The following is a 12,375-nucleotide window of genomic DNA, read 5'->3' as shown; positions in this document are numbered from 1 at the left end:
TGCGCGCTCCATGCGGGATGACACCTTTTACAGCTTGCCCTTCGCCGCGGCGGCCACGGCCTCGGCGGTGATGCCGAACTCCTTGTAGAGCCGTTCGGCGGGCGCGCTGGCGCCGAAGCCGGTCATGCCCACGAAGACCCCATCCTCGCCGATGAACCGCTCCCAGCCGAAGCCGACCTGGGCCTCGACGGCGACGCGGACCGGCGCCTGGCCGATGACCTGCGCGCGGTAGGCCGCCGGCTGGGCGGCGAACAGCTCCCAGCACGGGGTGGAGACCACCCGCGTGGCGATCCCCTCGGCTTCCAGCAGGCCGCGGGCGGCGACGGCCACCGAGACCTCGGTGCCGGAGGCGAAGAGGGTCACCTGGGCCGGGCCGCCGGCGGCGACCAGCTCATAGGCGCCCTTGGCCGACAGGTTCTCCGCGGCGCTGTCGCGCACCGCCGGGACCTTCTGGCGCGACAGGGCCATGACCGACGGCGTGGTCTTGGTGGAGAGCGCCAGCTTCCAGCACTCGGCCGCCTCGATGGCGTCGGCGGGGCGATAGACGTTGAGGTTGGGGATCATCCGCAGGGCGCCGACATGCTCCACCGGCTGGTGGGTCGGCCCGTCCTCGCCGACCCCGATGGAGTCGTGGGTCATGACGTGGATCACCCGGGTCCCCATCAGGGCCCCGAGCCGGATGGCCGGGCGGCTATAGTCGGAGAACACCAGGAAGGTGCCGGAGAAGGGGATCACCCCGCCGTGCAGGGCCATGCCGTTCATGGCCGCGGCCATGCCGTGCTCGCGCACGCCGTAGTGGACGTAGCGGCCGGAATAGTCGGGCAGGTCGAAGGCCTTGGCGCCCTTCACATAGGTGTTGTTGGAGCCGGTGAGGTCGGCCGAGCCCCCCACCATCTCCGGGATCGCCGGCACGAGCTGCTCCAGCGCCGAGCCGGAATGCTGGCGGGTGGCGGCCGCGGGCTTGGAGGTGGCGGCCTCGGCCATGTAGGCGTCGATCCGCTCGAAGGCGCCGGCCGGCAGGTCGCCATTGATGGCGCGCTCGAACTCGGCCTTCAGGTCGGACTTGTCCAGCTTGCCCTGCCAGGTCTTGCGGGCCTTGCCGCCCTTGCGGCCGGCCGAGCGCCAGGGCTTCAGCACCGCGTCGGGCACCACGAAGGGCTCGTCCTTCCAGCCCATGGCTAGGCGGGCGTCGGCGATCTCGTCGTCGAATAGGGTGTAGCCGTGGCTGTGGGGGTCGCCTTCCTTGCGGCCCGCGCCCTTGGAGATCTTGGTCTTGCAGGCGATCAGGGTCGGCCGGTCTTGGCGGGTCGCCCAGCGCAGGGCCGCGGCGATCTTGCCAAAGTCGTGGCCGTCTACGGCCTTCACCGCCCAGCCATAGGCCTTGAAGCGGGCCAGCTGGTCGCCGGTCTCCGAGATGGTGGCCTCGCCGTCGATGGTGGTGTTGTTGTCGTCGAACAGCACCGTCAGCTTGCTCAAGCCAAAGCGCCCGGCGATGGAGGCCGCCTCGTGGCTGACTCCTTCCATCAGGCAGCCGTCCCCGGCGATCACCCAGGTGCGGTGGTCCACCAGGTCCTCGCCGAAGCGTGCGGCCAGGTGGCGCTCGGCCATGGCCATGCCGACGGCGGTGGCGATGCCCTGGCCCAGGGGTCCGGTGGTGGTCTCGACGCCGGGGGTGTGGCCGTATTCCGGGTGGCCGGGGGTGTTGGAGCCCCACTGACGGAAGTTGCGGATCTGATCCATGGTCACCGCCTTGAAGCCGGTGAGGTGGAGCAGCGAGTAGATCAGCATCGAGCCGTGGCCCGCCGACAGCACGAACCGGTCGCGGTCGGCCCAGTCGGGCTTGGCCGCGTCGTACTTCAGGAACTTGGTCCAGAGCACCGTGGCGACGTCGGCCATGCCCATCGGCATGCCCTGGTGTCCTGATTTCGCCTTGTGGACGGCGTCCATGGAAAGGACACGGATCGCGTCGGCCATGGTCTGGAGCGGTGCGGGCATGGGGCTTCCGGTGAGTCTGAACGGGAATTGCGGGCGGGGTCGCACGCACGCAACATCGGGTCAAGGAACGTGACGGGTTCCGGGGGCCGCCCGGCCCGGTCTATAGATTAACAGTCACACCTTCGGAGCGTCGAATGAACCGGGAGTCTGCGGGCGATAGCGCCCTCGACCAGGCCGCAAAACGGCTGGATCGCGCGGTCGCCCAGCTGGAACAGCGTCTGGCGGCCCGTGCGCCCCAGGCGGGCGAGGAGCCGGGCGGCCTGTTCGACCAGGACCGCGCCCAGCTCGCCGACCAGCTCGACCGGGCCCGCGCCCGCGAGCGCGCCCTGGAGGAGGCCGGCGCCGAGGCGTCTGCGGCGCTGGGTCGCGCCATCGCCGAAATCCAGGCGACGCTGGCGCAGGCGCCGCAGGATGAGGTTTCCGCCCCCGAGAGCGAGGAAGCCTAGTCATGGCCCAGATGATCATCGAGGTGAACGGCCGGCCCTACACCGTCGGCTGCGAGGACGGCCAGGAACAGCACCTGATCGAGCTGGCCCGCCTGTTCGACCGCCAGGTCCGCCAGGTCTCCCAGGACATGGGCCAGCTGGGCGACACCCGGCTGTTCCTGATGGGCGCCCTGTTGCTGGCCGACGAGCTCTCCGACGCCAAGGCCAGGCTCGCCACCGTCCAGGCCGAACTCGCCCGCATGCAGTCGGATCAGGCCCGCATCGAGGTGCGCGCCACCCTGGCCCTCGACAACGCCGCCAAGCGCATCGAGAAGCTGGCGGCGGAGTAGGGCGAGTTCTCTCCTCTCCCCCTTGGGGGAGAGGGTAGGGTGAGGGGGCCTCCGCGCAGCGGAGGTCTTACGGCGCTTGGAGCGAGAACGGACCTTCAGAAAGAGCCCTCACCCTACCCTCTCCCACAGGTGGGAGAGGGGGGCTGACCTAAGATCCTCCCGAGCCCCGGCCTAATACCAGGCGACGAACCGCTCATCGGGATCGTCGGGCAGCCCCGACTCCTGGATGCGGTCCCAGGGGCTCGTCAGCTTGCAGGTCCGCGAGGCGACGACCTTGTCGTCCTGCAGGATGGTCAGGACCGACCACGTCTTGCCTGGGGCGTCGTGCAGCGATCCCTGCTCGCCCGAGGAGACGATGTAGTTGAAGCCCTTGTTGGTGAAGCGCAGGCTGGTCTGACTCCCGCCGCCCCCGCCGATCACCACGCTTTGGAAGGCGTGCCCGCCGCCGCTGGCGATCTCGATCTCCGGCGAGCCCGGACGCCCATAGCGATAGGTCGCCTGGCCCGGCGTGGCGCAGACCGAGGCCACCTTGCCCTTGAACGCACAGGAGAAGATGAGCTGTTCGCCCTTGCGGCAGTCGGCGGCCTGGGCGGGGCCGAACGCGACGATCGCCAGCCCAAGGCCGGCCAGGGCGAGTTTGTGTCGCATGGCTTGGTCCTACCGCCGCCCGAACAGCCGCTCGATGTCCGCGAGCTTCAGCTCCACATAGGTCGGCCGGCCGTGGTTGCACTGGCCGGAGTGGGGGGTGGCCTCCATCTGGCGGAGCAGGGCGTTCATCTCCGGCGCCGACAGCCGGCGCCCCGCCCGAACCGAGCCGTGGCAGGCCATGGTGGAGCAGACCTCCGCCAGCCGTTCCTTGAGCGCCAGGGCCTGGCCGTTCTCCGACAGGTCGTCGGCGATGTCGCGGATCAGGCCGGCGACATCGGTCTCTCCCAGCAGGGCGGGCGTTTCGCGCACCAGCACCGCGCCGGGGCCGAAGGCCTCGACGGCGAGGCCCAGGGCCATCAGCTCGTCGGCCCGGGCGATGACCCGCTCGGCCTCGGCGGGATCGAGCTCCACCACCTCGGGCAGCAGCAGGGCCTGGCGGGTCACCCCGCCCTCGTCCATCTCCACCTTCATCCGCTCATAGACCAGCCGCTCGTGGGCGGCGTGTTGGTCGACGATGACGACCCCGTCGCGGGTCTGGGCGACGATATAGGTCTCGTGCACCTGGGCCCGGGCCGCGCCGAGCGGGAAGTCCACCGGATCGAACACCACCGAGGCGGCCGGCGCCTCCCGCAGACCGGGGCCGGGGACATAGCTGGAGGGCTCGTAGGGAAGCTCGGCGCGGGCCGAGACCTCGGTCAGGCCGGGGATCGCCTGGGCCGCCGCCTGGGCCCAGCCGCCCATGCGCCAGGCCGAGAACCCCTCCGCCGAGGGTTGAGGGGAATAGCCGGGGCGGAAGCCCGACAGCGCCTCGCTGGCCACGGAGGTCGAGGCCCGGTGCCCGGCGCCGGCCAGGACGTGGCGCAGGCCCGAGACGATCAGGCCGCGCACCATGGCGGGATCGCGGAACCGCACCTCGGCCTTGGCGGGGTGGACATTGACGTCCACCTGGCTGGGATCGAGCTCCAGATAGAGGGCCACCAGGGGATGGCGGTCGCGGGCCAGGAAGTCGGCATAGGCGCCGCGCAGGGCGCCCTGCAGCAGGCGGTCGCGCACCGGCCGGCCGTTCACGAACAGGTACTGGTGGGCGGCGTTGCCGCGATTGTAGGTGGGCAGGCCGGCGAACCCCGACAGCCGGATGCCGTCCCGCTCCTGGTCGATGGCCAGCGCATTGTCCTGGAACTCGCGGCCCATGATCGAGGCCAGACGGGCCAGGCGTCCTTCGGGCCCCTTGCGCTCGGCGGGCAGGCGCAGGGTGCGGCGGCCGTCGAGATCCAGGGCGAAGCTGACCGCCTCATGGGCCATGGCCTGGCGCTTGATCTCCTCGGCGATGGCCATGGCCTCCGAGCGCTCGGACTTCATGAACTTCAGCCGCGCCGGGGTGGCGTAGAACAGGTCGCGCACTTCGACCCGCGCCCCATGCGGGCCGGGGAAGGCCGAGGGCGAGACCGCACCCATGGCGCCGCCCTCCACCAGGATGGCGTGGGCGTCGGCCGATCCCCGGGCGCGCGACGAGATGGACAGGCGCGCCACCGAGCCGATGGAGGGCAGGGCCTCGCCCCGGAAGCCCAGGGTGTGGATGTGCAGGAGGTCATAGTCCCCGGCGTCGTCGGGGCTGAGCTTGGAGGTGGCGTGGCGCTCCACCGCCAGCGGCAGCTCCAGGGGCGAGAGGCCCGAGCCGTCGTCGGCCACCAGGATGCGGGTCAGGCCCCCGCCGTCGGCCTGGACCTCGACCTGGGTGGCCCCGGCGTCCAGGGCGTTCTCCACCAGTTCCTTGACCGCGCTGGCAGGCCGCTCCACCACCTCGCCGGCGGCGATGCGGTTCACGGTCTCGGGCGGCAGGCGGCGGATGGTCATTTTGGGGTCTAGGTCCTCAGACTGGATATATAGGACGATTCCAGCCGGCATGAGGCCCATGACCTTCGCACGATCCCTGGTCCTCGCTTTTCTGCTGGCGACGCCCGCGGCGGCCCAGACGCCGGACCCCGACGCGACCCTGGTGGAGGAGCTGGTGGTCACCGGCCGCCTGCCGGGACCGGCCTGGTGGCGGGTCTCCGACGCCGACACCACCGTCTATGTCCTGGGCGCCCCCTCGATCATGCCCAAGTCCTTGCCCTGGGACGAGAGCGTGCTCCTGCGTCGGCTGGAGGGCGCCAACCGGGTGATCCTGCCCTTCAACCAGGTCAGCGTCAGCCTGCTCACCGTCCCCGGCGCGGCCTTCAACCTGCTGCGGCTGAGATCCAGGACCCCCTATGAGGAGACCCTGGCGCCGTCCCTGCGGGCCCGGTTCGCCGCCGTGCGCGTCAAGGCCGGCAAGCCCGCCGACCGTTACCGGGTCAAGAACGGCCTGGCCGCCGGCCTGATCCTGGTGGACGACTACCGCCAGGCCGCCCAGCTCACCGCCGCCGATCCCGCCAAGACCGTGCGGCGCCTGGCCAAGGCCCGCCGGCTGAAGGTGGAGGAGAAATCCTATGACGGCGGCGCCCTGCTGGGTCAGGTGGTGAAGACGCCCCAGGCCGCCCAGCGGGCCTGTCTGGACGACGCCCTCGACGAGGCCGAGGCCGGTCCCGGCGGCGCCCGCCGCGCCGCCCAGGCCTGGGCGCAGGGCGATGTCCGCGGCGCCCTGACGGCCGAGCGCGGCTTCGAGAAATGCCTGGCCGCCGCGCCGGGGGCCCTGGCCCTCGACACCCGTTTCAAGACCGACCAGGCCGCCGCCATCGCTCGCGCGCTCAAGACCCCGGGCCACGCCGTGGCCGTCGTGCCCCTGCGCCCCCTGCTGGCCCAGGGCGGGGTGCTGGATCAGCTGAGGTCCCAGGGGTTCGAGGTGAAGACGCCCGGGGAGGAGTAGGGGCCCTTGATCGCGGTCAAGGCGGGCGATGCGCCGGCGGCCTCTGGTTCGATCTGCAGACACCGGAGGGGGCGAGATGGCCGATCCGAGACACATCGCCGGCTTGGCCGGGCCGACCCTGATGGTGGTCACCGCCTCCGAGGCCCTCAATCTGGACATCTGGAGCGGGGTCAGCCCCACCTTGGTCTATCTCAACGGTGTCCTGCTGTTCGTCGCGGGCCTGGCGATCGTCCGGACCCACAACGTCTGGAGCCGAAGCTGGACGGTGGTGGTGACCCTGCTGGGCTGGGCGGCCCTGCTGGCCGGCCTGGCGCGCATGTTCGCGCCGGCGGCCCCGCAACTCGGCGAGACGCCATCGACCTATGGGGTCATCGGAATGTTGTTCCTGGTGGGCGCGTTCCTCACCCTCCAGGCGCATCGAGCGCCAAAGCACCGGGCGCCCACGCCCTAGAGGAACGAGAACACCTTCTCGATCGGGCGACGGGGGATGATCACCTCGATCAGGTGGGTTCGATTGCGGTACAGCCGCACCTTCAGGGCCGCCCGATCCTCCACGTCCTGGGCATGAATCCTGATCTGCCCCCTCGCGGTGTCGGTCTTGGAATCGAAGTACTTCACGTTCCGGCCCGGCGCCGCGGCCGAAATGCTGACGGCCAGTTCGTTGGCCTTGTCATAGAAGATCTGCAGCAGGTCGGTGTGGTCGATGAGCAAGCACCGGTAAGCCGGATGGATCGAGTTGGTGTGCACCGACTCCAGCACGTCGGTGTGGAAGCTGATCATGCTCTTGGTGTTGCGCACCTTCGGCTCCCCGAACTCCAGGAAATAGTCCCCCACCAGGTTGCCGTAGTCGTCCCGCACCATGACCATCAGCTGCGCATAGCGGTGGAAGTGGTCGGGCTTGGGATCATCCTGGTCGCCGAAGACCTGCGGGATGCGCTCCGGATGGAAGGCGAGGTCGGCGGTCTCGTCGCTGATCTGGGTCCATTCGGCGGCGATCGCGGCATAGTCCTGGGCGGTCTCGCAGTGCAGGGCGCGAAGCAACAGCTCCCGAAGGCGGGTGGCATAGGGCGCCACCGCCTCCCCATCCTGCTCCGGGTGGGTGATCTCGCTGTGATCGCGCTCGGGCAGCACCGCCAGGGGCACGTGAGCCGCGCGGCGGTCGGCCCAGGGCGTGATCACCGGTTCGCCGCTTTCCGGACTGAAGTCGATGGTCAAGCCCACGGCGTTGAGGTCCGCGGCCGGGACGCGGACGGTGCCGTCCGACCCGTTCTCATTGATGATCTGTTGCGGACCGGAATCGTAGCCTCGGGTGCCGACGATGACGAAGGGCATGACGCCCCCCTGGCCGTAGGGGCCCTTGTTGTCCGACGCTCCGGGGGGCGCCAGCAGGTCCTGGCGAGTCAGGACCCACTGGTAAGGTGAGGCCAGCTCCAGGGCGCGAAGCATCTCCTCCCCGGTCTCCAGTCGGTTGGAGAGCCCCTTGGTGATCCGGCCGATCATGCTCTTGCCCACCGTGGCGAGCTTGGAGCCGAAATTGGCGGGGGCGAGCATCACGAACCGCCGGACCGGAATCTCCCGTCCCGCCTGGTGCAGGTTGAGCATCCACTGGCGCGCCACCAGGGCGCCGGTGGAGTGGACGATCAGGTCGAAGGGCTTGCGCAGCTTGCCGCTGTCGACGAGCCCCTGCACGACCACATCCATCCGCTTGGCCACGTCCTCCACACGGACGTCGTCGTCCATCGAGATGTAGTTGCCGAGGAAGACGTCCTGGCTCGGGAAGCCATTGGCGGCCAGGAAGTCACGGAGCGGCCCGAAGGACTCGCCCTTGTCGCTCCAGCCGTGCAGCACCGCGACGCACGCCATGGCCGTACGCTCCCCAATCGCTCGTTGGGGTGGAGTTTGCGTTCAAAGATCGCCGTTAGACAAGACCCCCAGGTGTGGGGTCGTGGCGATTACAGACCGGGAAGCTTGATCCGCGAGCTCTTCTCGCGGGCGATGATCACCGGCTTGTCGCCGGTCACTTCGCGGATCTTGGCGGCTTCGGCGGCGGGATCGATCGGGGCGGCGACATTGTCGCCCGCGCCGGCGGCGGCCGCGGCGTTGGCCTTGTTGTCCTTCCAGAACATCACCTTGTCGGCGAAGCTCTTCTCCTTGTGGGCCAGGTCGCCGCCCTCGTCGTCGACGACGTAGCGGATCAACGGGTCGGCCTTGTCGGCGCCGGCCTTGGCCACCAGCAGCTTCTCGCCCTCGGTGCGGGCCTCGGCGTCGCGGCGGCCCAGCAGGGCGGTGCGCGCGGCGCTCTCGGGCTGCAGTTCCTGCGGACGGGGCTCACCCGGCGCCGGCGGGCGCAGGGAATAGTCGGGCGGCACCACCAGGGGCGCCTTGGAGACCACGCGGAACTCGTCGGGGGTCACCTTGGTCATGCCCAGGGCCTTGCGGCTCGAGGCGCAGCCGGTGAGACCCACCATCCCGATCAGGGCGGTCGCGACGATCACTCGGTTCAAGCTCATCAACTATAGGCTCCGATAGGCCGCCCCCGGCCGGGATGGATAGGTGAGATACCGCAAACGGCGATTAGCGCCAACGCGCTTTCAGGCCGCAGCTTCCTTGCGCGCGGAATCGAGCAAAAGGAAGACCACCCCCACGGTGATGGCCGCGTCGGCCACGTTGAACACCCAGGGGAAGAAACCCAGGCGCTGGAAGTCCAGGAAATCCACCACCGCGCCGAAGCGGATGCGGTCGATGGCGTTGCCGATGGCCCCGCCGATCACCAGGCCCAGGCCCAGGCCCATGGCCAGGCGCTCGGTGCGCCGCGCCCAGCCGCCGAGCAGGACCGCGACGATCAGGGAGAAGGCCACCAGCAGCCAGCGCACCAGGTCGTGCTCGGCTCGGAACAGGCCGAAACTGACCCCCTGGTTCCACACCAGGGTCAGGCTGAAGGGCCCGCCCACCGGCATGCTGGAGCCCGCCTGGGTCCCCAGCAGGTTGAGGATCGCGGCCTTGGCGATCTGATCCAGCACGATGACCGTGGCGGCCAGGCCGTAGGCCAGCCAGCCGAGCTTGGAGACGGATTTCACGTTCAAGCCCTTTCAGCGTCCCAGGCGGCGACGGCTTCGGCGTCGCGCAGGGAGAGTTCCGGATAGCGCGGGTCTGATCCCACCTCCGGCAGGATGCGCCAGGAGCGGGCGCACTTCTTGCCTTCGGCCTTCAGGGGCTCGACCGCCACGCCGGGGGTCTCGGGCAGCCGGAAGGCGCTGGCCGGACCATCGCCGGCCAGCAGCGTCGCCTGGCTGGTGCGGAACAGCTCGGCGGCGTCCAGTCCCTCGAAGGCGGCCATCAGGGCGGGATCGGCCAGGTGGACGCGCGGAGCGGCCTCCAGGGCGGCGCCCATGCGCTTCTCGCGGCGTTCGACCTCCAGGGCGCCGGTGACCACCGAGGTGACCGACTGGATCTTGGCCCAGCGTTCGGCCTCGGCCGGGTTGGCCCAGGCCGCCGGGGTCTCGGGGAAGACCCGCAGGCAGTTGGAGGCGGAGTCCGGGAACCGGGTGGTCCAGGCCTCTTCCATGGTGAAGGGGATCAGCGGGGCGAGCCAGATGGTCAGGCGCTCGAACACCGCGTCCATCACCGTGCGGGCGGCCCGGCGGCGCAGGGACGAGGGCTGGTCGCAATAGAGGGCGTCGCGGCGGATGTCGAAGAACAGCTGCGACAGCTCCACCTGGCAGAACTCGGTGATCGGCCGGCTGACGTCCTGGAACAGATAGGCCGCGTAGGCGTCGCGCACCTGGCCGTCCAGCTCGTGCAGGCGGTGCAGGATGAAGCGCTCCAGGGGCGGCATGTCCTCCAGGGCCACGCGCTCGCTCTCGTCGAAGCCGGCCAGGGCGCCCAGCAGATAGCGGACGGTGTTGCGCAGCTTGCGATAGGCGTCGGTGGTGGTGGCCAGGATGGTCTTGCCGATCCGGCTGTCGTCGGAATAGTCGATCATCGAGGCCCAGAGCCGGATGATCTCGGCGCCGGACTCGCGGATCACCACCTCGGGGTCGACGGTGTTGCCCTTGGACTTGCTCATCTTCTCGCCGTTCTCGTCCATGGTGAACCCATGGGTGAGGATGGCGTCGTAGGGCGCGCGGCCCCGGGTGCCGGAGCTCTCCAGCAGCGAGGACTGGAACCAGCCGCGGTGCTGGTCGGAGCCCTCGAGATAGAGGTCGGCAGGCCAGCGGGTGTGCTCGCGGTTCTCCAGGGTGAAGGCGTGGGTCGAGCCGGAATCGAACCAGACGTCGAGGATGTCCTCGACCTTCTCGAAGCGCTCGGGATCGTGCTCCCCCAGGAAGTCGCTCACCGGCCGGGTGAACCAGGCGTCGGCGCCCTCGGCGGCGATCAGGTCGACGATCCGCCGGTTGATGTCGGCGTCCACCAGGGGCTGGCTGGTCTCCTTGTCGACGAACATGGCGAGCGGCGCGCCCCACGCGCGCTGACGGCTGATCAGCCAGTCGGGGCGGCTCTCCACCATGGCGCGGATGCGGTTCTTGCCCCCGGCCGGATAGAAGGTGGTGGCCTCGATGGCGTCGAGGGCGGTCTCGCGCAGGGTCTTGCCGTCGTGGACCTTGTCCTCGATGGGCTCGTCCATGCGGATGAACCACTGGGGGGTGTTGCGGAAGATCACCGGCGCCTTGGAGCGCCAGGAGTGGGGATAGGAGTGCTCGACCCGGCCGCGGGCCAGCAGGCGTCCGGCCTCGATCAGCTTGTCCTGCACCGCGGCGTTGGCCGGGCCGAACTTGCCGACCTTCTTGCCCTCGGTCTCCAGCACCTTCAGCCCCGCGAACAGGGCCACGTGGTCGTAATAGGCGCCGTCCGGATCGACGGTCTCGGGAATCTCGCGATGGCCGTGGGCCAGCCAGACCAGATAGTCGTCGGCCCCGTGACCCGGGGCGGTGTGGACGAAGCCGGTGCCGGCGTCGTCGGTGACGTGGTCGCCGTCCAGCAGCGGCACGGCGAACTGGTAGTAGCTGTCCAGCCCCGCCAGCGGATGCTCGGCGGTGACGCCCTGCGGGTCGAAAGTCTCGATCCGGCGGGTCGCGGCGATCTTGGCGGCCTTGAAGACCTCGCCCGACAGCTTGTCGGCCACGATCAGCTTGTCGCCGGCCCTGGCCCAGGGCTCGAACTCCAGCCCCTCCTCCATGGCCTCGACGAGATAGACGCCATAGGCGATGTCGTTGTTGTAGCTGATCGCCCGGTTGGCGGGGATGGTCCAGGGCGTGGTCGTCCAGATGACGATGCTGGCCCCGCGGGCCGCTTCGCTGCCGTCCACAACGGGGAACTTCACCCAGATGGTGGGGGAATTGACGTCGGCGTACTCCACCTCGGCGTCGGCCAGGGCCGTGCGCTCGACGGGGCTCCACATCACCGGCTTGGAGCCGCGATAGAGCTGGCCGGAGGTGACGAACTTGTGGAACTCCGCGACGATGGCGGCTTCCGACGAATAGTCCATGGTGGCGTAGCGGTTCTCCCAGTCGCCCACCACGCCCAGGCGCTTGAAGCCCTCGCGCTGCACGTCGATCCACTGGGCGGCGTAGGCGCGGCAGCGCTCGCGGAACTCGGCCTTGGAGACCTCGTCCTTGCGGCGGCCCTGGCCGCGCAGTTCCTCCTCGATCTTCCACTCGATGGGCAGGCCGTGGCAGTCCCAGCCGGGCACGTAGTCGACGTCGTAGCCCATGGCGAACCGCGAGCGGACCACGAAGTCCTTCAGGGTCTTCTGCAGGGCGTGGCCGATGTGGATGGCGCCGTTGGCGTAGGGCGGGCCGTCGTGCAGCACGAACAGCGGGGCCTTCGCCGCCTGCCGCTCCGCACGCATGGTGTTGTAGAGGTCGAGCTTGGCCCAGCGGGCCAGGATCTCGGGTTCCTTGACCGGCAGGCCCGCCCGCATCGGGAAGGGGGTGTCGGGAAGGAAGACGGTTTCGCGATAGTCGCGCGCGGGCTTGTCAGCGTCGTCGGCCATGGGGCTTTCCAGCAGGGTTCGGAACGAGTGTGCGGGTGATCCCGGCGCGCGCTGGAGCTTCGTCCGGCGGCGTCACGCCGGGCGGGTAATTCGCGACATTGTCCGAACCAGAGTCATAGC

General features: G+C 69.8%; 11 protein-coding genes. 4 read left to right on the top strand and 7 right to left on the bottom strand.

All coding sequences use genetic code 11. The features are described 5' to 3' along the window. Nucleotides 1–27: 27 nt before the first annotated feature. Entirely contained in the window at nt 28–1,995 is a 1,968-nt protein-coding gene (tkt, locus tag ACO06I_RS14655; protein ID WP_421933299.1) for a transketolase, read from the bottom strand. Between the two features lie 134 nt (nt 1,996–2,129). Here tkt and ACO06I_RS14650 point away from each other — a divergent pair, with 134 nt between their 5' ends. Together ACO06I_RS14650 and ACO06I_RS14645 are read left to right on the top strand one after the other, a co-directional pair. Beyond that, the gene (locus ACO06I_RS14650; RefSeq protein WP_421933298.1) at nt 2,130–2,441 is read left to right on the top strand and encodes a DUF4164 family protein; all 312 of its coding nucleotides are present in this window, start codon (nt 2,130–2,132) and stop codon (nt 2,439–2,441) included. Between the two features lie 2 nt (nt 2,442–2,443). Continuing rightward, the gene (locus ACO06I_RS14645) at nt 2,444–2,770 is read left to right on the top strand and encodes a cell division protein ZapA (protein WP_421933297.1); all 327 of its coding nucleotides are present in this window, start codon (nt 2,444–2,446) and stop codon (nt 2,768–2,770) included. A 171-nt stretch (nt 2,771–2,941) separates the two neighbouring features. On the opposite strand, the gene ACO06I_RS14640 is transcribed toward ACO06I_RS14645, so the two are convergent. Together ACO06I_RS14640 and mutL are read right to left on the bottom strand one after the other, a co-directional pair. Beyond that, nucleotides 2,942–3,418 (bottom strand): hypothetical protein, encoded by a 477-nt coding sequence (locus ACO06I_RS14640; RefSeq protein WP_421933296.1) that lies wholly within the window; start codon nt 3,416–3,418, stop codon nt 2,942–2,944. Nucleotides 3,419–3,427: 9 nt separating this feature from the next. Next, entirely contained in the window at nt 3,428–5,272 is a 1,845-nt protein-coding gene (gene mutL / locus ACO06I_RS14635; protein ID WP_421933295.1) for a DNA mismatch repair endonuclease MutL, read from the bottom strand. A 58-nt stretch (nt 5,273–5,330) separates the two neighbouring features. On the opposite strand from mutL, the gene ACO06I_RS14630 reads away from it, so the two are divergent. Together ACO06I_RS14630 and ACO06I_RS14625 are read left to right on the top strand one after the other, a co-directional pair. After that, complete coding sequence (locus ACO06I_RS14630) at nt 5,331–6,263, top strand: TraB/GumN family protein (protein WP_421933294.1); 933 nt, start codon at nt 5,331–5,333, stop codon at nt 6,261–6,263. 76 nt (nt 6,264–6,339) lie between these two features. Continuing rightward, the gene (locus tag ACO06I_RS14625; protein WP_421933293.1) at nt 6,340–6,714 is read left to right on the top strand and encodes a hypothetical protein; all 375 of its coding nucleotides are present in this window, start codon (nt 6,340–6,342) and stop codon (nt 6,712–6,714) included. Here ACO06I_RS14625 and ACO06I_RS14620 read toward each other — a convergent pair. The 4 genes from ACO06I_RS14620 to ileS all read right to left on the bottom strand — a co-directional run bounded on the left by ACO06I_RS14620 (nt 6,711) and on the right by ileS (nt 12,255). Further along, the gene (locus ACO06I_RS14620) at nt 6,711–8,126 is read right to left on the bottom strand and encodes an esterase/lipase family protein (RefSeq protein WP_421933292.1); all 1,416 of its coding nucleotides are present in this window, start codon (nt 8,124–8,126) and stop codon (nt 6,711–6,713) included. The genes ACO06I_RS14625 and ACO06I_RS14620 overlap by 4 nt on opposite strands. An 89-nt stretch (nt 8,127–8,215) precedes the next feature. Beyond that, nucleotides 8,216–8,773, bottom strand: a complete 558-nt coding sequence (locus ACO06I_RS14615; protein WP_421933291.1) for a DUF3035 domain-containing protein — start codon at nt 8,771–8,773, stop codon at nt 8,216–8,218. An 81-nt stretch (nt 8,774–8,854) separates the two neighbouring features. Further along, on the bottom strand, nt 8,855–9,340 hold the full coding sequence (lspA, locus tag ACO06I_RS14610) for a signal peptidase II (protein WP_421933635.1): 486 nt from the start codon (nt 9,338–9,340) through the stop codon (nt 8,855–8,857). A 2-nt stretch (nt 9,341–9,342) separates the two neighbouring features. Beyond that, complete coding sequence (ileS, locus tag ACO06I_RS14605) at nt 9,343–12,255, bottom strand: isoleucine--tRNA ligase (protein ID WP_421933290.1); 2,913 nt, start codon at nt 12,253–12,255, stop codon at nt 9,343–9,345. Nucleotides 12,256–12,375: the final 120 nt, after the last annotated feature.

This window comes from Phenylobacterium sp., from assembly GCF_965229015.1.
Lineage (GTDB): Bacteria > Pseudomonadota > Alphaproteobacteria > Caulobacterales > Caulobacteraceae > Phenylobacterium.
Note: the sequence above shows the minus strand (reverse complement) of the source record. Positions and strands in the feature narration are given on the sequence as shown.